The following is a 19,570-nucleotide window of genomic DNA, read 5'->3' as shown; positions in this document are numbered from 1 at the left end:
CTGTCTCAGACATCGAAGTCCTCGTCGCTTTCCGTGTGTTCGAGGGTGAGGAGGGTCCAGTCGGTCACCACGGGGGCCAGTTCTCCCTTGAGCCACAAGGGGAGCTGGTCGCGGTGGTGGGCGCTGCCGGGCACGCCGTCGGCGCCGAAGGGGACCACCCAGCGGCTGTTGGCGCGGTCGGCCAGGTCCCAGACGTAACGGGCGGCCGGGCCCCGGGCCGCGAGGTCGGTGATGCCGGGGACGGCGGAGGTGCACAGCACGCAGTCGTGGTCGCCGGCCAGACCCGGTTCGTCGTACGGCGCACCGGGCAGCGCCCGCCAGGGGGCCAGGCGGTGGGTGTCGGCCCAGGTCCCGGCGGGCGGTGCGGCGGCGGTCTCCTCCAGCGCGGCGCGTACGGCGTCGTCGCGGTCGATGCCGTACAACTCCTCCGCGTGCAGCAGGTGTTCGAGGGCGTAGCCGATGCGCGCGGTGAGGGACATCCAGGGGAGGAGGACCTCGGGGTAGGTGGGCGGTTCGGTGAGGGCGGCGAGGGCCGGGTGGGCGGCGAGGCGGCGGACGACCGCCGAGCGCAGCGCCGCGTAGGCCGCCGCGTCGGCGCTGTCGGCGTCCATGTGCCGGTTCCAGCCGAGGAGTTGACCGCGTAGTGCGGCCGCTTCGGGGGTGAGGTCTTCGAGGGCGGCGGCGCGGTCGAGGAGGGCGCCGGTCGAGCCGAGGTAGGTGTCGGTGTGGACGCGGGGCAGCTCGGCGGCGGACCAGACGCGGTGCTCCTGGAGCAGGGCGCGGATGCGGTCGGCGCGGTGGGGTGCGGAGAACTCGACGCCGAGCGGGGTGGCCAGCCCGCGCTGATTGGCCATCACCGCCACCCCGTCGGCGAGTTGGGCGTGCGGGGTCTCCAGCCAGCCCTGCCACTCGTGGCCGGGTTCCCAAGCGGGCACCAGGCGCAGGCGGTTGGCCTCGGAGCGCGCCGGTACGCGGCCCGCGACCCGGTGCAGCAGTCCGCCCCCGGTGTCGGCGGCCTGGACGACGTTGACCGGCTCGGCCCAGGCGTCCAGGGCGCCGTCCACGTCGTCCACGGTACGGGCGCGCAGCAGCGGGAGCAGGGCGCTGAAACCGAGGTCCTCGGTGACGCGGGGCGGGTGGCGCAGGGCGAGGGCGGTGGCCAACTCGGGCTCGGGGGAACCTGATTCAAGACCCTCGGGACCGCCCGCGATCACCGGGCCGCGCTCGGTCTCGATGACCTCGATCTCGACCGGTTCCTCGCCCGCCACCTCGACCGACTCGGTGTGCCGGCTCGCCCGGTGCCACGCGCCGTCGGGGCCGAGGGCCTGGACGCCCGCGCCGGTGCGGCGCAGCCGTTCGCGGTAGAGGTCCTGGTAGTCGGCCATGGCGTTGGTGATGGCCCAGGCGACGGTGCCGGTGTGGCCGAAGTGGGCGATGCCGGGCACGCCCGGGACGGCGATGCCGACGACGTCGAACTCCGGGCAGGACAGGCGGAGCTGCTGGTAGACGCCGGGGTCCTCGATGAAGCGGTGCGGGTCTCCGGCGATCAGCGGCAGCCCGGTGTCGGTGCGGGTGCCCGCGAGGAGCCAGCCGTTGCTGCCGGAGGTGCCGGGGCCGTCGGTGGCGAACAGGCCGACCGCCTCGGGGCCGAGGTGCCGTATCGCCTCCTCGCGCCAGAGCTTGGCCGGGAAGCCGGCGAACAGGATGTGCGTGGAGAGCCAGACGCCGAGCGGGGTCCAGGGCTCCCAGCGGCCGGGGGCGAGGCCCACGCGCTCGAACTCCGGTGTGCGGGCGGCGCCTTCGGGCAGGCCGGCGTTGACCCCGTCCACGTAGGCGCGCACCCAGCCGGCCGTCTCCGGGTCGCGTCTCTCCAGTGCGGCGAAACAGCGTCTGGCGGTGTCGTCGAGGCGGGCGCGGCGGGCGAACACGTCCCAGGGCAGCGCGGCGGCGCCGAGGAAGGAGGCCGAGGTGCCCTGGGCGCGGTGACGTTCGGTCTCCAGCTGCCAGGCGCGGTCGCGGGCGGTCACCCGGCCCTGGGCGCGGGCGAGTTCGCGGGCGCTCGTGGCCCGCAGATGGGGGATGCCCCAGGCGTCGCGGTAGGTCTCGGTGGTCACCCTGGAGCACCCCTTCGTTTTAGGTTAGCCTTGCCTAACCTGACTGACAGGTGAAGGAATCGTACGCGAGGGGTGGAGTGGCGATGGGCCAGGGGCGAGGCTGGGAGGGAGCGGTCCTCAAACTGCTGCGGGCGAAGGACTTCACGTTCACGGTGACCGGCGCCGAGGACGTGACCCCGCACTACCGGCGGCTGCGGCTGACCGACGGCGGCCTGCTCGCCGCGACCGGGGTCCACCCCACCATGTGGGTCCGCCTCTGGTTCTCCGACGACGGCCGCCCCCACCAGCGGGCCTACACCCTGGTCGACCCCGACCCGGAGACCGGCACCTTCGCCCTGGAGTTCGCCCTGCACGAGGGCCGCGCCTCCGACTGGGCGCGGGCGGCGAAGCCGGGCGACACCATCGAGGCGACCGTCCAGGGCACGGGGTTCGAGCACCCGGACCCGGCGCCCTCGCACCTCGCGATCATCGGCGACACGGCGTCGCTGCCCGCGATCAACTCGCTGCTCGGCGAACTGGGTTCGGCCCCGGCGACGGTCTGGTTCGAGGGCACGCGCGAGGGCCTGCCCTCCACCGCAGACCCCGGCCGTCACCGGTTCCACGAGGTACCGCGCCAGGAGGCGGGCGCCCACCTGGTCGAGCGGGTCCGCGCCGAGCTGCCCGAGGTCCTGGCCGGCACCGAGAACCCGTACGTCTGGATCGCCTGCGACACGAGGACGACCCGCGCGCTCGGTGCGTACGTCCGCAAGGAACTGGGCCTGCCGAAGACCCGCGTGCACGCGCTGGGGTACTGGCGCGCGGACTGACACGGCACAGGGGGCGTCCGCGCGGGATCATCGGTCCATGGACGTCACCCTGCACCTCGCCCAGGACCCGGCCGCCGACGCGCTGCTCGGCCGCAGTCCGCTCGCCGCGCTCGTCGGGATGCTGCTCGACCAGCAGATCCCGATGGAGTGGGCCTTCAAGGGCCCCGAGACCATCGCGCGGCGGATGGGCGCCGACGACCTGGACGCGCACGACATCGCCGCCCGCGACCCGGAGGCCTTCGCCGCGCTCCTCTCCGAGAAGCCGGCCGTCCACCGCTACCCCGGCTCCATGGCCAAGCGCGTCCAGACCCTCTGCCAGTACCTGGTCGAGCACTACGACGGCGACGCCGAGGCCGTCTGGCAGGACGCGGGCTCCGGCGCCGCCCTCCTGAAGCGCCTGGAGGACCTCCCCGGCTTCGGCAAGCAGAAGGCGCAGATCTTCCTCGCCCTCCTCGGCAAGCAGCTCGGCGTGCGCCCCGAGGGCTGGCGCGAGGCCGCCGGCGCGTACGGCGAGGAGAAGTCCTACCGCTCCGTCGCCGACATCACCGGCCCCGACTCCCTCGCCAAGGTCCGCGCCCACAAGCAGGAGCTGAAGGCGGCGGCCAAGGCCGCGAAGGCGGCGAAGGCGACGAAGACCGGGAAGTAGCCCCCGGCCCGCACACCTCCCCGCCGGGCTCCCGCGCACCTCCCCGCCCGGCTCCCCGCGCCTCCCCGAGTGGCGGAATTCGCCCGCCCGGTCCAAGCATGGAACATGACCGAGTCACCGAGCGACGGCCCCACCAGGGGCAACGCCTACGACGACGCGAAGGCCCGTACGGGTCCGACACCGGCCGGGGCGCCCGGCACCGCAGAGGCGGCTCGCCCCGAGCAGGGGAAGCACGCCGAACTGGAGGCGCCGTTCGAGGGGCCTTTGCACGCCCTGTCCCAGGCCGCCTGGCAGGTCGTGCTGCTCACCGGTATCGCCTCGCTGATCCTGGGCATCCTGGTGCTGGTCTGGCCGGGTGCCACGCTGCTGGCGGTGGGGGTGCTGTTCGGCCTGTACCTGCTGGTCAGCGGTGTGTTCCAGCTGATCTCCGCCTTCGGCACGCACAAGAAGACCTCGCTGCGGGTGCTGGCCTTCATCAGCGGCGCCCTGTCGATCGTGCTGGGTCTGTTCTGCTTCCGCGGACCCATGCAGTCGATCCTGCTGCTCGCGCTGTTCATCGGCATCGGCTGGCTGATCCGGGGCGTCACGCAGACCATGGCCGCCATCTCCGACACCCACATGCCCGCCCGGGGCTGGCACATCTTCCTGGGCATCGTCACCTTCATCGCCGGCATCGTCCTGATCGACTCCCCCTTCGAGTCCATCGCCGTGCTGACCCTGGTCGGCGGCTGGTGGCTGATCGTGGTGGGCATCGTCGAGATCATCACCTCGTTCAGCATCCGGAGCCGGGCGAAGAAGATCCCCAAGACGGTGTGACCCGGCCGGAGCCGGCCCGGCACGGCCCAGCCCAGCCCGGCGCCCAGCCCGGCCCGGCTTCGGCGGAGTGCGTGGGGCGAGGACGTCAACCCCGCCCCGCGCCCGTACGCCGTGCGGGCGGATCTGCCCCGCTTCTTGATGAGTCCCCGGTGTCCCATGGGCAGATGACCCTCCGTGAGCACCGCAGGAAACCGAGCCCGCAGCCTTCGCCCGCTGGTGCGGGCCCTCCTGCTGCTGCTCGTCCTGCTGGTGCCGCACGTGGAGGCCGCGGCCCAGGCAGCACCCACGGGCACGGTCGTCGCGGAGTGTGAGCACGAGGTCCCCGTCACCCCGTCCCGGAGCGCCGGCCGGACCGTACCGCGGCCCGACGCCCCCGCTCCCCTGCCCGCCCCGGACCCGGCACCGGGCACACCCCGCACCCGCCCCGCGCCCACCGCACTCTCCCCCGCGCCCCATCTCCACACGGTCGTCCTGCGCTGCTGACAGAACCGCCCGTCCCCCGAGCACCGTTCTGTCCGTACGACGCGAGGAACACCGCCATGCCCATCGACCCGTACGCGATCCTGCGCGCCCTGCTGCGCGCGGAGGCCCGGCGCAGCGCCCGGCCCCGGCCCGACAGCGAGGCACACCGGCAGCCGCAGCGCCCGCCGGAGGAGGACCGCCGCTGAGACGCACCCGGCGGGGACGTCCTAGCGCCTCCGCCGGGCCGTACCGAACAGCGACCGCGTGATCTCCCGCCCCAGCTGCGTGCCGACCGAGCGGGCCAGCGACTTGAACATCCCGCTGCCGACGACCTGTTCCACCAGCGTGGGTTCCTCGGCCGGGGCCTTCCTCCGGCCGCCGCCCCTGGCCGCCGGACGCTCCTCGGGCACCGTCTCCGCCGCCCGCGCGCTCAACTTCTCGTACGCCGACTCGCGGTCCACAGCCTGTGCATAACGTCCGTACAGCGGGGACTCCCGGACCGCCCGGTCCAGTTCCGCCGCGTCCACCGGACCCATCAGGGACTCCGGGGCACGCAGCCGGGTCGCCGCGACCGGTGTGGGCGCGCCGGTCTCGCTGAGCACGGTCACCACCGCCTCGCCGGTGCCCAGCCCGGTGAGCAGTTCCTCCAGGTCGTAGGGGGAGTCGGGGAAGGTCTTCACCGTGGCCTTCAGCGCCTTCTGGTCGTCGGGCGTGAAGGCGCGCAGCGCGTGCTGGACGCGGTTGCCGAGCTGGCCGAGCACGTCGGAGGGGACGTCCTTCGGGGTCTGGGTGACGAAGAAGACGCCGACGCCCTTGGAGCGGATCAGCCGCACGGTCTGGGTGATGGCGTCCAGGAACGCGTCCGAGGCGTCGTGGAAGAGCAGATGCGCCTCGTCGAAGAAGAACACCAGCTTGGGCTTGTCCAGGTCGCCCGCCTCGGGCAGGTCGTGGAAGAGGTCGGCGAGGAGCCACATCAGGAAGGTGGAGAAGAGGACCGGCTTGTCCTGTACGGCGGCCAGTTCCAGGACGGAGACCACACCGCGCCCGTCCGGCGCCGTCCGCAGCAGCTCGGCCGTGTCGAACTCGGGCTCCCCGAAGAAGTCCGCCATGCCCTGCGCCTCGAACGCGGTCAGGGAGCGCAGGATGACCCCGGCGGTGGCGGTGGACAGCCCGCCGATGCCCTTCAGCTCGGGCTTGCCCTCGTCGGAGGTGAGGAAGGCGACGACCGCGCGCAGGTCCTTGAGGTCGATCAGCTCCAGGCCCTTGGTGTCGGCGTAGTGGAAGATCAGCCCGAGGGACTGCTCCTGGGTGCGGTTCAGCCCGAGCACCTTGGACAGCAGGACCGGGCCGAAGCTGGTGACGGTGGCGCGTACGGGAATGCCGTGGCCGATCCCGCCGAGCGCCAGGAACTCCACGGGGAATCCGGCCGGTGTCCACGTCTGACCCGTCTCGGCGGCGCGCGCGGTGACCCTGTCGCCGCCGGGTCCCGGCCGGGCGATGCCGGAGAGGTCGCCCTTCACGTCCGCGAGGAACACCGGGACGCCCTGCGCGGAGAGCTGTTCCGCGATCAGCTGGAGCGTCTTGGTCTTGCCGGTGCCGGTGGCGCCCGCGACCAGGCCGTGGCGGTTGAGCATCGGCAGCGGGACGCGGATCTGCGCGCCGGGGTGGCAGGCGCCGTCCCACAGCAGGGCGCCGAGGTCGAGGGCGGGTCCGGTGAAGGCGTACCCGGCGGCGATCCGCCGCGCCGGAGCGGCGAGTGCCGCGTCGCCGCCTGTCGCGCCGTCACCCGCCGTCGCGCCGTCACCCGCCGTCGCGCCGTCACCCGCCGTCGCGCCGCCCCCCGTTGTGCCGCCGGTCTCCGGGTCGGTCATCTCAGGCCCCTGTTCCCGTCGGTCTCGTCCCCGATGCTCTCCGGTATGCCACCTTTGTCCTGCCTTGCCATGACGTGCGGTGGCTTTTTCAGCGTCGCACTACGCCGCCATGGCTGCGCCCGGAACGTCTGGGCCGGTAGGCTTTCCGTGTGATCTTCAAGCGCATCGGAAACGGCCGGCCGTACCCCGACCACGGCCGGGAGAGCACCCGGCAGTGGGCGGACGTCGCGCCGCGCCCGGTCCGCCTCGATCAGCTCGTGACCACCAAGCAGCAGCTCGACCTGGAGACGCTGCTCGCCGAGGACTCGACCTTCTACGGCGACCTCTTCGCCCATGTCGTGAAGTGGCAGGGCGACCTCTATCTGGAGGACGGGCTGCACCGCGCGGTCCGCGCCGCCCTGCAGCAGCGTCAGGTGCTGCACGCGCGCGTGCTCGAACTGGGCTGAGCCCGGACGGGGCCTGATCCGGGCCTGAACTTGGGCTGAACCGCCCCCGACGGCCGTACGCGGTACCGGTGTTAGCCCATTTGGGTCGGGCTGTACTCCGTCTGCTGATCATCTAATAGGCATCCCAGCCGCGGCGCACTACGCTGCGGCTCATGAGTATGCTGACTCCCCCCGGCATGGGCGGCAAGTACCGGATCACGGGGGAGACATACCCTCGGATGCGCCCGCCCCGGCGGCGGGGCAGGCTCGTCGCCGCCGCCGTGGCCTCCGTCGCCGCACTGGGCCTGGTCGGCTGGGGCACGCTCCAGCTCGTCGACGTCTTCACGGGCCACCGGCACGCCTCCGACGCCGCGTCCGCGGCCTGCCTCAAGAAGGCGAGCCCGGCCCCGGTCAAGGCGCTGCCCAAGCCCGGCACGATCACGGTGAACGTCTACAACGCCACCACGCGCTCGGGGCTGGCCAAGCAGACCGCCGACGAGCTGAAGAAGCGCGGCTTCAAGATCGGCGACGTGGGCAACGCGAGCAAGGACTTCGACAAGAAGGTCAAGGGCACCGGGGTCCTCCTCGGACCCGCCACCGCCCTCGACACCTCGCTCCCCGTGCTCGGCACGCAGCTGACCGGCGCCGAGCGCCGTACGGACGCGGCCCGCAAGGGCGCCACGCTCGACCTGATCATCGGGGACCGCTTCAAGACCCTCGACCAGCGCACGGCCGCCGACCAGGCGGTGATCAAGCTGACCGAACCCGCGCAGACGGCGGCCGTGGTGAAGAAGGACAAGAAGAACTGCTGATCCCGGCCGGGTGACGGCCGGGAGCGGGGGTCCTACTCGGCCGCGCCGTACAGGCGGTCGCCCGCGTCGCCCAGACCCGGGACGATGTAGCCGTTCTCGTTGAGGTGGTCGTCCACGGCCGCGGTGACCACGGTGACCGGGGTGCCGGCCAGCTCGCGCTCCATGACCTCGACGCCCTCGGGGGAGGCCAGCAGGACGACGGCGGTCACGTCGTCGGCGCCGCGCTTGATCAGCTCCTGGATCGCGGCGACCAGGGTGCCGCCGGTGGCCAGCATCGGGTCGAGCACGTAGACCTGGCGGCCGGAGAGGTCCTCCGGCATCCGGGAGGCGTACGTCTCGGCCTGCAGCGTCTCCTCGTTGCGGATCATGCCGAGGAAGCCCACCTCGGCGGTCGGCAGCAGCCGGACCATGCCGTCCAGCATGCCGAGACCGGCGCGCAGGATCGGCACCACCAGCGGACGCGGCCGGGCGAGCTTCACCCCGGTGGTCCGCGCGACCGGCGTCTGGATGTCGACGGCCTCGGTACGCACGTCCCGCGTGGCCTCGTACGCGAGCAGGGTGACCAGCTCGTCGGCGAGCCGGCGGAAGGTGGCGGAGTCGGTGCGCTGGTCGCGCAGCGTGGTGAGCTTGTGAGCGACCAGAGGGTGGTCGACGACGTGGAGACGCATGTCTCTAACAGTAACCGGGCCCCGGTCCCGGCTCGCGTCAGCCCGAACGCCTCCACCGCGCCCACCCGGCCCCCAGTCCCGGCCCGCGCGGGCGGGGCCGGTACGGCGAGGTGTCCACGTGACCGGCCGGCCGCCGGGCCCCTGGCGGGTGCGGGCAGGTCCGGTGCGGCAGGGCGCCCCTGCGGATTCGGCCCGGCGCAGGACCACACGACCTGCGCAGACGGCTCCGGGCCGCCCGTCAGCCGACCCCCACACCGCGCCTCACCACGCCCAACCCCCACCGCAGCGCACCCCCACACCGATCGGCACCGTTCACACACGCCCCCGCCAGGGCCCAGCGCCCAGCGCCCCGCCACGCCACGCCCCTGTGAACGTTCCGTCGGCGGGCCTTCGCGGCGTACGGTCCTGTGTGCAAGGCCGCGGGAAAAGCCCCGGTGAGCAGGACCGCGTCCGCCTCCGCCGTGACGGGAGGGGCGGGCGTGCGTAGGTGCCCGGAAAGCCGCGTACGATCCGCAGGTGGCGGCGACGGGCGTGCTGGTGAGTCCCCATGGACGCACGATCGAAACAGCGAGACACAGGGAGCCGAAGACGTCCCCTGACGGACTTGTTTCTGCCACGATTCCCAGTGGGCGGACCCCGGGGCGACAACCCCGTCCGTCCAGAGACCTCCGCCGGGGGGACCGCCAACCGGCACACCTATGACCAGTGGGAGAGTCACGGTGTACTTCGCCGCACTGCTCGCGCGCACCGAAGACGGGTGGGAAGCGAGCGACACGGAGCTCGACGATGTGGAGACCCTGTCGGATCTGGCCGACCTGGCCCGCGAGTCCTCGCCCGAGGAGGACACGGTCCTCGTCCTGATCGAGCAGGAGGACTCCTGGTTCGGCGTCGTCCGCGTGGACGGCGAGGAGGACCCCCGTATCTACGTCTCGGACGCGGCCGCCGCCGCCCGCAGCGCGTACGGCGAGCTGCTGCTCACCGACGAGCTGCTGGGCCGCGAACCGGGCGCGGACGACGGCCCCGACCTGGACTCGCTGGACCTCGACGGCACGGAGGACGGCGAGAACGAGGAGGACGACGACGAGGACACCCCGTCCGCCGACGCCGTCCCGCACAGCCCCGTGGGCGACCGCGAGATCCTCGACGACCTCGGCATCGGGGAGAAGGAGCTGCGCGCGCTCGGCGCCGACGACGCGCTCGGCGCGATCGCCGAGGCGCTGGGCGCCTCGGAGGTGCTGGAGACCGTCCGCTGACCGCCCCCGACGAAACCCGGGGCACGTCCGGCCCCGGACCCGGCACCGAACCCGTACCCGACCCCGTGCGCGCCCCCTGGCAGCCCGCCATGCGGCTCGCGCTGGCCGAGGCCGGGCGGGCCGCGCTCGGCGGGGACGTACCCGTGGGCGCCGTCGTCCTGTCCCCGGACGGTACGACGGTGCTCGCCACCGGGCACAACGAGCGCGAGGCCACCGGCGACCCCACGGCCCACGCGGAGATCCTCGCGCTGCGCCGGGCCGCCCGGGTGCTCGGCGAGTGGCGGCTGACCGGCTGCACGCTCGTCGTCACCCTGGAGCCCTGCACGATGTGCGGGGGCGCCCTCCAGCAGTCCCGGCTCGACCGGGTGGTCTACGGCGCCCGCGACGACAAGGCGGGCGCGGCGGGCTCCCTGTGGGACGTGCTGCGCGACCGGCGCCTCAACCACCGCCCCGAGGTGATCGAGGGCGTGCTCGCCGAGGAGTGCGGACGGCTGCTCACGGACTTCTTCCGGGACCGCTGAACCGGGCGCCGCGGCCCTGCCCCGGGGCCCCGCGGCAACCGATTTCAGACCATGCCCCACCTTGCTGTAAGGTCTCCCTCGGTAGCGTGTCCGAGCGGCCGAAGGAGCTCGCCTCGAAAGCGAGTGTGGCGTAACCCGTCACCGAGGGTTCAAATCCCTCCGCTACCGCCGAAGAAGGGCCCCGTCGAGAGACGGGGCCCTTCGTGCGTCCGGCCCCGGGCGTCAACTGCCGGGGCCCGGGCGCGCGTTGATCCCCAAAAAAGATCGTGACGGTTACACTCGCCGCTTGCGGCAGGGGCTCATGGGGGCCGAGGGACAGCCGAGGGACAGGGGAGGCCGCGGTGGCGGTGAACGCGAAGAAGATCATCGTGTACGCGCTCGTGGTCTTCGCGCTGTACGTGATCATCACGGACCCGGCCAAGGCGGCCGGTTACGTCCAGATAGTCTTCGAGGGCATATCGGACGCGGCCGGGGCCATAGGCGACTTCATGACCTGGGCCGCCAACGGCGGAAAGAGCTGAGGTACATCCCATGATCCGGCACCTGGTCCTCTTCAGGCTCAACGACGGTGTCGAGCGCGACGATCCCCGTGTGGTCGCCGGCGCCGCCCTCTTCGAGGAGCTGGGCGGGGTGATCCCGGAGCTGCGCTCCTGGGAGTGCGGCTGGAACCTCTCCGACCGCCCCATCGCCTACGACTTCGCGATCAACTCCTCCGTCGAGGACACCGCCGCGCTCCAGCGCTACATCGACCACCCCGCCCATCAGGCGGGCGTCGCCCTGTGGCGGGAGTTCGCCACGTGGGTGATCGCCGACTACGAGTTCTGAGGCGGCCCACAGGCCTCCCGGCCCCTCGCCCCCGGCCCTCCGCCACCGACGGCGGGGGGCTTTTCGGCGTTTCCGGATACCCGAGTTGGGGGCGTTTGAGCCCAACACGGCGTGATGCGGTGCTTGCACACAGTGCACATGTCTTGTGATGCTATGACCGCTTTTGACGGATGATTGACCGATGAAGAGGTGGCGTTGACCGTGTCGGCCAGTTCTGCGCCGCCCCAGGCGGAGGCGCCCGCCCCCGCCCCGGCACCCCCCGAACAGCCCGCACCCGAGAAGCGCCGCGGCGCCGACACCCGCGCCCTCACCCAGGTCCTCTTCGCCCAGCTCAAGGACCTGACGCCGGGCACTCCGGAGCACACCCGGGTCCGCGGCGCCCTCATCGAGGCCAACCTCCCCCTCGTGCGCTACGCCGCCGCCCGCTTCCGCTCCCGCAACGAGCCCATGGAGGACGTGGTCCAGGTCGGCACCATCGGCCTGATCAACGCCATCGACCGCTTCGACCCGGAGCGGGGCGTGCAGTTCCCGACCTTCGCGATGCCGACCGTGGTGGGCGAGATCAAGCGGTACTTCCGGGACAACGTCCGCACGGTCCACGTACCGCGCCGGCTGCACGAGCTGTGGGTGCAGGTGAACAGCGCCACCGAGGACCTCACCACCGCCATGGGCCGCTCCCCCTCCACCGCCGAGATCGCCGAGCGGCTGCGGATCAGCGAGGAGGAGGTGCTGTCCTGCATCGAGGCCGGGCGGTCGTACCACGCCACCTCGCTGGAGGCCGCCCAGGAGGGCGACGGGCTGCCCGGGCTGCTCGACCGCATCGGCTACGAGGACCCGGCGCTCGACGGTGTGGAGCACCGCGACCTGGTCCGCCACCTCCTCGTCCAGCTTCCCGAACGGGAACAGCGCATCCTCCTGCTCCGCTACTACAGCAACCTCACCCAGTCGCAGATCAGCGCCGAGCTCGGTGTCTCCCAGATGCACGTCTCCCGGCTGCTCGCGCGCAGCTTCCAGCGGCTCAGATCCGCCAACCGGATCGAGGCATGACCGGCGCACGGGAGCACAAACCCGAAAACCGCAGGTAGCACGCGTTCGCAAGCAGGAGCGAACGATCACCGTCCGGAGCGAATCACGCATCCGGTCAGATGCCGACAGTTGTGCGCCGAAAGCCCGTCAGACCGCCTTCTTCCAGGGGCGATTGACGTCTCACGTGTCGACATGTCACTTCAGCGCGTTGCCGACATGTGACATTCTGCGGGAAGCGCGTTTGCCGAGGCTCCGGCTCCGGTATTCAGGTGAAGGTCGCGTTGCCTCCAGGCAGCGCGCCGACCGTCCCGCGACCCAAAGGGGGTGGCATGTCCGCAGAACAGGGCAGCTCGAAGGTGCTCACGCCCACGAAGAGCGAGGCAGCGCCCAAGAAGCTCGACGCTCTCGACGTCCTCGACTCCTTCGAGGGCCCCACGGCTCTCGACGCCGCGCCCGCCGCGGCCGCCGCCCCGGCCCCCGTCCCCCAGACGGCGGACCTCGACACCCGCACCCTGTCCCGCTCCCTGTTCCTGCGGCTGGCCGCGCTCGCCGACGACAGCCCCGAGCGCGCCTACGTCCGCGACACCCTGATCGAGCTGAACCTCCCGCTCGTGCGGTACGCGGCGGCCCGCTTCCGCTCGCGCAACGAGCCGATGGAGGACATCGTCCAGGTCGGCACCATCGGCCTGATCAAGGCAATCGACCGCTTCGACTGCGAACGGGGCGTGGAGTTCCCGACGTTCGCCATGCCGACGGTCGTGGGCGAGATCAAGCGGTTCTTCCGCGACACCTCGTGGTCGGTGCGGGTGCCGCGCCGGCTCCAGGAGCTGCGCCTGGCGCTCACCAAGGCCAGCGACGAGCTGTCCCAGCGCCTGGACCGCTCCCCGACCGTGCCGGAACTCGCGGCCGCCCTCGGGGTCTCCGAGGAGGACGTGGTCGACGGCCTCGCGGTGGGCAACGCCTACACGGCGTCCTCGCTGGACTCCCCGGCCCCCGAGGACGACGGCGGCGAGGGCTCGCTGGCCGACCGCCTCGGCTACGAGGACACGGCCCTGGAGGGCGTCGAGTACCGCGAGTCGCTGAAGCCGCTGCTGGCCAAGCTGCCGCCGCGCGAGCGCCGGATCATCATGCTGCGCTTCTTCGCGAACATGACGCAGTCGCAGATCGGCGAGGAGGTCGGCATCTCCCAGATGCACGTGTCCCGCCTGCTCACCCGCACCCTCTCCCAGCTGCGGGAGGGCCTGGTCGCCGACTGAGGCGGCCGGCCCGAGGACGCGGAAAAAGGCGGCGGCGTGGAGCAGTCACTCCACGCCGGGTCCGCCATGAATCATGCGAGTCGGAGGGGCTCCTCCCGGAGCCCGTCCCTTAACTAAGCGCCAGCCACGCCACCGCGGCGACGACGGCCACGGCCACGACGATGCCGATGATCAGACCGACGCGCGGACCGGACGAGGCCGCCTGCTGCTGGACGGGCGGGGGAGCGTCGTCGACGAACGCGCGGAACATCTGGGTGCTGCCGGCGGGGTCGTAATTGCCCTGCGGGCCCTGGGTGTTAGCCATGGGCCGAGACACTAGCGAATCCCCGGTTGCGGCCCAAGTGCGGGGCCACCGGGACAGACGCGGGCACGTCACCCGCAGCCCGCCCGCAGCCACCTGCGCATTTACGATCGCAATACTTGCCTTTGCCAAGTTTTTGCGCCGAACCACCCCTGTTTATTTGCCTGTGGCAACCAAACACTCTTATGGTTGCCCCAAGCAACGAATACGGGAGGTGTGATGGCCGAGCAGGCGCAGTTCCTGGAACTGGCACGTCAGCTCAGTGCCGTCGGCGCCGTGAAACGCGATCTGGGGCGCATCCTGCCCCCCGACTGCCCGGCCGGCTCCGCCGCCGTGCTGACGCTGCTCGGCCGGCACGGGGCCATGCGCATGAGCAGGCTCGCCGAGCTGCTCGCCGTGGACATGTCGGTCACGAGCCGGCATGTCGCGCACGTCGCGGCCCGCGGCTGGATCGAACGGTCACCGGACCCCGCCGACAAGCGCTCGCGCATCCTGCGCCTGACTCCGGCCGGAGCCCGGCAGCTCGACGAGCTGTCGCTGCGCACCGGACGGCTGCTGGCCGAGCGGCTGAGCGACTGGACCGACGACGAGGTCGGCCAGCTCATCCGGCTGATGACCCGGCTGCGCGCGTCCTTCGGGGACTGCCGCAGCGGGCTGCCGAGACAGAGCGCCCCCGTAGTCGAGGAAACCCGTACACCCGCGAACACGTAAGAAAAGGAAGCCCATGGCAACGACCACACCGGCCGGTGTGCGGGCTCACGCCAAGCACGGGGGTGGCGCCGACCACGCCCCGATGTCCCACCGGCAGATCATGGAGGCGCTCTCCGGGCTGCTGCTCGGCATGTTCGTGGCGATCCTGTCGTCCACGATCGTCTCCAACGCCCTGCCGCACATCATCGGAGACCTCGGCGGCGGCCAGTCCGCCTACACCTGGGTGGTCACCGCCGCCCTGCTGTCGATGACGGCGGCCACCCCCCTGTGGGGCAAGCTCGCCGACCTGTACAGCAAGAAGGCCCTCGTCCAGATAGCCCTGGTCATCTATGTCCTCGGCTCGATGGCGGCCGGCCTGTCGCAGAACGCCGGCACGCTGATCGCCTGCCGTGTCGTCCAGGGCATCGGCGTCGGCGGTCTGTCCGCCCTGGCGCAGATCGTCATGGCGGCGATGATCTCCCCGCGCGAGCGCGGCCGTTACTCCGGCTACCTCGGCGCCACCTTCGCGGTCGCGACCGTCGGCGGCCCGCTGCTCGGCGGTGTCATCACCGACACCTCCTGGCTGGGCTGGCGCTGGTGCTTCTACGTCGGCGTCCCCTTCGCCGTCATCGCGCTGATCGTGCTCCAGAAGACCCTGCACCTGCCCGTCGTGAAGCGGGACGTGAAGGTCGACTGGGGCGGCGCGTTCCTGATCTCGGCGGCCGTCTCGCTGCTGCTGATCTGGGTCACCTTCGCCGGTGACAAGTACGACTGGATCTCCTGGCAGACCTGGACGATGATCGCCGGCGCGATCGTGCTCGGCGCGCTGTTCGTGCTCGTGGAGGCCAAGGCCAGCGAGCCGATCATCCCGCTGCGGCTGTTCAGGAACCGCACCATCACGCTCGCCTCGCTCGCCTCGCTGTTCGTCGGCGTCGCGATGTTCAGCGGCACCGTGTTCTTCAGCCAGTACTTCCAGCTGGCCCGCGACAAGTCCCCGACCATGTCGGGCGTGCTGACCATCCCGATGATCGGCGGTCTGTTCATCTCCTCGACCGTCTCGGGGCAGTTCATCACCCGCACCGGGCGCTGGAAGGCGTGGCTGGTCAGCGGTGGCGTCCTGGTCACGGCCGGCCTGCTGCTGCTCGGCGGCATCCGGTACGACACGGACTACTGGAAGATGGCCGTCTTCATGGCCCTGCTGGGTCTCGGCATCGGCATGATGATGCAGAACCTGGTGCTCGCCACGCAGAACCAGGTGTCCCCCGCGGACCTCGGCTCCGCCAGCTCCACGGTCACCTTCTTCCGCTCCCTCGGCGGCGCGATGGGCGTCTCGGCGCTCGGCGCGGTGATGGCCCACCGGATCACGCACTACGTCAAGGACGGCGTCTCCGCCCTCAGCCCGAAGTACCAGGCCGCGCTGGCCGGTTCCAGCTCGACCGACACCATCCCGGACATGAACAAGCTGCCCGCGCCGCTGCGCACGCTCATGGAGAGCGCGTACGGCCACGGCATCGCGGACGTGTTCTTCATCGCGGGCCTGCTCGCGGCGGTCGCCTTCCTGATCACGCTGTTCATCAAGGAGGTCCCGCTGCGGACCAAGGGCGCGCTGGCGCAGAGCACCGAGTCCGAGGCCCCGATCGACCCGGCCGCCGCTCCGGTGGTCGCCGAGTCCCAGGAGGTCCCGGTGCTGGTGGGTGCCATCGGCGAGGCGGAGCCGCAGGGCGAGGGCATGGCCGCGGTCACCGCGCCCGCCGCCGCCACCGCCTCCGTCGCCGGGTCCGAGACGGGCTCCGGCGGGGGCATCCCGGTCGGCGGGCACGTCCGGGGCGCCGAGAGCGCGCCGGTCCCGCAGGCCGCCGTCACGCTGATCTCGCTGACCGGGCGCCAGCTCGGCCGCGCGGTCGCCCAGGCCGACGGCTCGTACAGCGTCCGGGCGCCGGGCGCCGGCTCGTACGTCCTCATCGCCTCCGCCGACGGCTACCAGCCGCAGGCCTCCACCGTGGTGGTGGGCGAGGAGCCGCTGACCTACGACATCCTGCTCAGCGGCACCAGCGGGCTGACCGGTGTGGTGCGGGCCTCCGGGAGCGCGCTGCCGGTCAAGGACGCGATGGTCGTCGTCACCGATGTGCGCGGGGACCTGCTGGCCGCCGCGCAGACCGGTGAGCAGGGCGAGTTCGGGTTCACCGAGCTGGTGCCCGGCACGGTGACGGTCGCGGTCAACGCCGTCGGCTACCGGCCGCGGGCGCTGCCCGTGGAGGTCGCCACCACCGGGGTCACCCGCGTGGAGGTCGACCTGGACACCGGCGCGCTGCTCAGCGGTGTCGTCCGGGCCCCGCACGGGCCGCTGGCCGACGCCCGCGTCACCCTGGTCGACCAGGCGGGCAACGTGGTCGGCACCGCCACCACCGGTTCGGACGGCGCGTACGCCTTCACCGACCTGGACGGCGGCGACTACACCGTGATCGCCACGGGGTACCCGCCGGTGGCCACCGCGCTGACCGTCTCCGGTACCGGCACGGACGGCCACGACATCGAACTCGCCCATCCCGGCGAGTAGTTCACCCGACCGGCCCGTGGCCCGCCTTCGCCGGCGGGCCACGGGCCGGTCCCCTGACCGACGCGCGCTCAGCCGCGCAGGGAGAAGAACGCCATGGCACTGACCGCGAGAATCCGCACCCGTGACGGCTGGGCCGTCTCGCACGCGGTGGTCACGGTGGCCGACATGACCGGTGCGCAGGTGCTGCGGGCCGAGGCCGACGCCGAGGGCGCGGTGCGCGACGGCACCGCGCTGGCACCGGGGGCGTACACAGTGATCGTGACCGCCGTCGGGTACGCGCCCGTCGCCTCCAGCGCGCTGGTCACCGCGAGCGGGCGGGCCGAGGTCGGCACGGTGACCCTGGCCCGGCAGGGCGGCACCGAGCTGCCGCCGCCCGGGCCCTGGACCATCGACCCGGTGCACTCCAGCGTCGGCGCCGTCGCCCAGCACCTGGGGATCTCCAGTGTGCGGGGCCGGTTCACGGAGTTCGGCGGGAGCATCGAGATCGCCCCCGACGACCTCGCCAAGTCCCGGGTGGAGGCGGTGATCCGGGCCGAGTCCATCGACACCGGCAACACGATGCGCGACACCCATCTGCGCTCCGCCGACTTCCTGGACGTGGCGCACCACCCGGAGCTGACCTACCGCTCCTCGGGCCTCACCCTGGCCGGGCCCGACCGCTGGACCGTGCACGGCGAGCTGTCGATGCGCGGTGTCGTACGGCCGGTCGACCTGGACCTCGCCTACCTCGGCACCGGCGCCGACCCCTGGGGCGGCACCCGCGCCGCGTTCCGGGCGACGGCCGAGCTGCACCGCGACGACTTCGCGATGAACTACAACCAGGTCCTCCAGGCGGGCATCGCCGCCATCGGCACCACCCTCCGCGTGGAACTGGACATCCAGGCGGTCCAGGGAGACTCGCTGCCGGCGCTCTGACGCGACGCGTCCTGACGTGAAGCGTCCTGACGCGACGTACGAATCCGACACGGCCCGGCCGGGCACCACCCGGTCGGGCCACTGTCGTCCTAGGGGGTGGTGTTTGGATCAGGTCGGCGCAGGTGACTCCGGTGCGATGGTGGCCGACCCGAGCGGGGTCTGGTGCGTGCAGCTGCAAGGCGGAGGAGGGAATCAACGCGGAGCGTTGGTGACCGACGACAACGCGGCAGATGCGCGTGCCAGGCGCCGCGTCGTCGGCCTGATCCAAACGTCACCCCCTAGGCTGCCGCCATGCCGAATATCGCGACGAACACCCGCGTGACGCTCGACGAGCTGCTGGACTTCGTACGCCCCCGCCACCGCGGGATCCTGCTCACCCGGCGGGGCGACGGCGGGCCGCAGGGGTCCCCGCTGACCTGCGGAGTGGACGACTCGGGGCGGATCGTGGCCGCCACCTACCCGGAGCGGGCCAAGACCCGGAACATCAGGAAGGACCCCCGGGTCAGCGTGATCGTGCTCAGCGACGACTGGAACGGCCCCTGGGTCCAGGTCGACGGCACGGCCGAGGTCATCGACGCGCCCGACTCGCTCGAACCGCTGGTGGAGTACTACCGCAACATCGCGGGCGAGCACCCCGACTGGGACGAGTACCGGCAGGCGATGATCCGCCAGGGCAAGTCCGTGATCCGGGTGACGCCGGAGCGGTGGGGTCCGGTGGCGACGGGCGGCTTCCCGGCCCGGCTGGTGGAGGGCGACTAGCTCTCGCCGCTCAGCCGCGCGCGACCATCGCCTCGATGCCCGCGATCAGCAGGTCCAGGGCGAAGGTGAAGTCGCGCTCCAGCATCTCGGCGACCGTGTCGCCGCCGCGCGCCTCCATCAGCTCGCCGGACTCCCTGACCATCTCGTCGGTGCCCGGGACCTCGGAGACGGAGGCCATGGCCTGGGCGAAGTATTCGTCCGCGCTCAGGCCGGTGGCGGCGATGCGGGCGAAGAAGTGCCCCTCGATGGTGCCGAAACCGTAGACGAACTGGAAGACGGCCGAGATCGCCCCCGTCACCCCGTGCGCGGGCAGGCCCGCCCGGCGCACCGCGGTCCGAATCGCCTGGGAGAAGGCGAGGGAGTTCGGGCCGATGTTGAGGTAACGGCCCGCGAGCGGGGACAGCCAGGGGTGGCGCACCAGCAGCGAGCGGTAGGCGGTGGCCAGCGCGCGCAGCTGGTCGCGCCAGTCGGCGCCGGCGTCCTCGAAGTCGGGCAGCGGCAGCTCGCCGAAGGCCACGTCCAGGGCGAGTTCGAGCAGGTCGTCCTTGGTGTCGACGTACCAGTACAGGGACATCGCGGTGACGTTCAGCTCGGCCGCCAGGCGCCGCATGGAGAACTTCGCCAGTCCCTCGGCGTCCAGCAGCCGCAGCGACGCGGCGGTGATCCGCTCCCGGTCGAGCCCCGAGGGCTGGCCCGCACGGGTGCCGCGCCGTTCCTTGCCGCCGAGCCACACGCTGTCCCGCGCCGACCGCTCCGCCTTCACCATCGGCGCACCCTCCTCGACATTCTCCCGGTCACCGGTCACGATGCCAGAACCGCCGGACGGCCCTCCGCCCGCCTACCCCCA

The 19,570-nt window shown here is 72.2% G+C and carries 22 protein-coding genes and 1 tRNA gene; 18 read left to right on the top strand and 5 right to left on the bottom strand.

Going from position 1 to position 19,570, the window contains the following annotated elements; genetic code table 11:
- Positions 1-5: 5 nt before the first annotated feature.
- Complete coding sequence (locus tag AB0898_RS02695) at positions 6-2,114, bottom strand: penicillin acylase family protein (RefSeq protein WP_366800972.1); 2,109 nt, start codon at positions 2,112-2,114, stop codon at positions 6-8.
- An 83-nt stretch (positions 2,115-2,197) separates the two neighbouring features.
- On the opposite strand from AB0898_RS02695, the gene AB0898_RS02690 reads away from it, so the two are divergent.
- The 5 genes from AB0898_RS02690 (at position 2,198) to AB0898_RS02670 (ending at position 5,050) form a co-directional block, all read left to right on the top strand.
- Positions 2,198-2,920 (top strand): siderophore-interacting protein, encoded by a 723-nt coding sequence (locus AB0898_RS02690; RefSeq protein WP_366800971.1) that lies wholly within the window; start codon positions 2,198-2,200, stop codon positions 2,918-2,920.
- 37 nt (positions 2,921-2,957) lie between these two features.
- Positions 2,958-3,566: an HhH-GPD-type base excision DNA repair protein gene (locus tag AB0898_RS02685; RefSeq protein ID WP_366800970.1), complete on the top strand. Its 609-nt coding sequence runs from the start codon at positions 2,958-2,960 to the stop codon at positions 3,564-3,566.
- 105 nt (positions 3,567-3,671) lie between these two features.
- Positions 3,672-4,382 (top strand): HdeD family acid-resistance protein, encoded by a 711-nt coding sequence (locus AB0898_RS02680; RefSeq protein ID WP_366800969.1) that lies wholly within the window; start codon positions 3,672-3,674, stop codon positions 4,380-4,382.
- A 174-nt stretch (positions 4,383-4,556) separates the two neighbouring features.
- The gene (locus tag AB0898_RS02675) at positions 4,557-4,865 is read left to right on the top strand and encodes a hypothetical protein (RefSeq protein ID WP_366800968.1); all 309 of its coding nucleotides are present in this window, start codon (positions 4,557-4,559) and stop codon (positions 4,863-4,865) included.
- Positions 4,866-4,921: 56 nt separating this feature from the next.
- Positions 4,922-5,050, top strand: coding sequence for a hypothetical protein (locus AB0898_RS02670; RefSeq protein ID WP_366800967.1), 129 nt, complete (start codon positions 4,922-4,924; stop codon positions 5,048-5,050).
- A 21-nt stretch (positions 5,051-5,071) separates the two neighbouring features.
- Here the strand turns inward: AB0898_RS02670 and AB0898_RS02665 are convergent, their stop codons facing one another.
- Entirely contained in the window at positions 5,072-6,715 is a 1,644-nt protein-coding gene (locus AB0898_RS02665; RefSeq protein WP_366800966.1) for a helicase HerA-like domain-containing protein, read from the bottom strand.
- Between the two features lie 149 nt (positions 6,716-6,864).
- Here AB0898_RS02665 and AB0898_RS02660 point away from each other — a divergent pair, with 149 nt between their 5' ends.
- On the top strand, positions 6,865-7,161 hold the full coding sequence (locus AB0898_RS02660) for a type II toxin-antitoxin system VapB family antitoxin (protein WP_003986294.1): 297 nt from the start codon (positions 6,865-6,867) through the stop codon (positions 7,159-7,161).
- 152 nt (positions 7,162-7,313) lie between these two features.
- A complete protein-coding gene (locus AB0898_RS02655) occupies positions 7,314-7,952 on the top strand; it encodes a LytR C-terminal domain-containing protein (protein WP_366800965.1) in 639 nt (212 codons plus the stop codon).
- 32 nt (positions 7,953-7,984) lie between these two features.
- Here AB0898_RS02655 and upp read toward each other — a convergent pair whose 3' ends face one another.
- Positions 7,985-8,620: a uracil phosphoribosyltransferase gene (gene upp, locus AB0898_RS02650; RefSeq protein ID WP_018547505.1), complete on the bottom strand. Its 636-nt coding sequence runs from the start codon at positions 8,618-8,620 to the stop codon at positions 7,985-7,987.
- Positions 8,621-9,339: 719 nt separating this feature from the next.
- Here upp and AB0898_RS02645 point away from each other — a divergent pair.
- From AB0898_RS02645 to AB0898_RS02615, 7 genes are all read left to right on the top strand, one after another.
- Positions 9,340-9,873, top strand: a complete 534-nt coding sequence (locus AB0898_RS02645; protein WP_366801052.1) for a hypothetical protein — start codon at positions 9,340-9,342, stop codon at positions 9,871-9,873.
- 89 nt (positions 9,874-9,962) lie between these two features.
- Complete coding sequence (tadA, locus tag AB0898_RS02640) at positions 9,963-10,394, top strand: tRNA adenosine(34) deaminase TadA (RefSeq protein ID WP_366801051.1); 432 nt, start codon at positions 9,963-9,965, stop codon at positions 10,392-10,394.
- A gap of 80 nt (positions 10,395-10,474) precedes the next feature.
- A tRNA-Ser gene (locus AB0898_RS02635) sits at positions 10,475-10,562 on the top strand.
- Between the two features lie 173 nt (positions 10,563-10,735).
- Complete coding sequence (locus AB0898_RS02630; RefSeq protein WP_018547508.1) at positions 10,736-10,915, top strand: hypothetical protein; 180 nt, start codon at positions 10,736-10,738, stop codon at positions 10,913-10,915.
- A gap of 10 nt (positions 10,916-10,925) precedes the next feature.
- The gene (locus tag AB0898_RS02625; RefSeq protein ID WP_366800964.1) at positions 10,926-11,219 is read left to right on the top strand and encodes a Dabb family protein; all 294 of its coding nucleotides are present in this window, start codon (positions 10,926-10,928) and stop codon (positions 11,217-11,219) included.
- A 195-nt stretch (positions 11,220-11,414) separates the two neighbouring features.
- Positions 11,415-12,266, top strand: coding sequence for an RNA polymerase sigma factor SigF (locus AB0898_RS02620; protein ID WP_199581864.1), 852 nt, complete (start codon positions 11,415-11,417; stop codon positions 12,264-12,266).
- Positions 12,267-12,574: 308 nt separating this feature from the next.
- Complete coding sequence (locus tag AB0898_RS02615; RefSeq protein WP_366800963.1) at positions 12,575-13,501, top strand: RNA polymerase sigma factor SigF; 927 nt, start codon at positions 12,575-12,577, stop codon at positions 13,499-13,501.
- 109 nt (positions 13,502-13,610) lie between these two features.
- On the opposite strand, the gene AB0898_RS02610 is transcribed toward AB0898_RS02615, so the two are convergent.
- Positions 13,611-13,805: a hypothetical protein gene (locus AB0898_RS02610; protein ID WP_366800962.1), complete on the bottom strand. Its 195-nt coding sequence runs from the start codon at positions 13,803-13,805 to the stop codon at positions 13,611-13,613.
- Between the two features lie 216 nt (positions 13,806-14,021).
- On the opposite strand from AB0898_RS02610, the gene AB0898_RS02605 reads away from it, so the two are divergent.
- The 4 genes from AB0898_RS02605 to AB0898_RS02590 all read left to right on the top strand — a co-directional run bounded on the left by AB0898_RS02605 (position 14,022) and on the right by AB0898_RS02590 (position 18,723).
- A complete protein-coding gene (locus AB0898_RS02605; protein WP_366800961.1) occupies positions 14,022-14,513 on the top strand; it encodes a MarR family transcriptional regulator in 492 nt (163 codons plus the stop codon).
- A gap of 13 nt (positions 14,514-14,526) precedes the next feature.
- Positions 14,527-17,049 carry an MFS transporter gene (locus AB0898_RS02600; RefSeq protein ID WP_366800960.1) on the top strand — a complete coding sequence of 841 codons (2,523 nt, stop codon included), beginning with the start codon at positions 14,527-14,529 and terminating at the stop codon, positions 17,047-17,049.
- A 93-nt stretch (positions 17,050-17,142) separates the two neighbouring features.
- Entirely contained in the window at positions 17,143-17,964 is an 822-nt protein-coding gene (locus AB0898_RS02595) for a YceI family protein (protein WP_366800959.1), read from the top strand.
- Between the two features lie 291 nt (positions 17,965-18,255).
- Positions 18,256-18,723 (top strand): PPOX class F420-dependent oxidoreductase, encoded by a 468-nt coding sequence (locus AB0898_RS02590; protein WP_366800958.1) that lies wholly within the window; start codon positions 18,256-18,258, stop codon positions 18,721-18,723.
- A gap of 10 nt (positions 18,724-18,733) precedes the next feature.
- Here the strand turns inward: AB0898_RS02590 and AB0898_RS02585 are convergent, their stop codons facing one another.
- Positions 18,734-19,489, bottom strand: a complete 756-nt coding sequence (locus tag AB0898_RS02585) for a TetR/AcrR family transcriptional regulator (RefSeq protein ID WP_366800957.1) — start codon at positions 19,487-19,489, stop codon at positions 18,734-18,736.
- Between the last annotated feature and the right edge of the window lie 81 nt (positions 19,490-19,570).

The organism is Streptomyces sp. NPDC005435 (assembly GCF_040703155.1).
Taxonomy (GTDB): domain Bacteria; phylum Actinomycetota; class Actinomycetes; order Streptomycetales; family Streptomycetaceae; genus Streptomyces.
The sequence above is the reverse complement of the archived record's forward strand: the minus strand, read 5'-3'. Positions and strand labels throughout refer to the sequence as shown.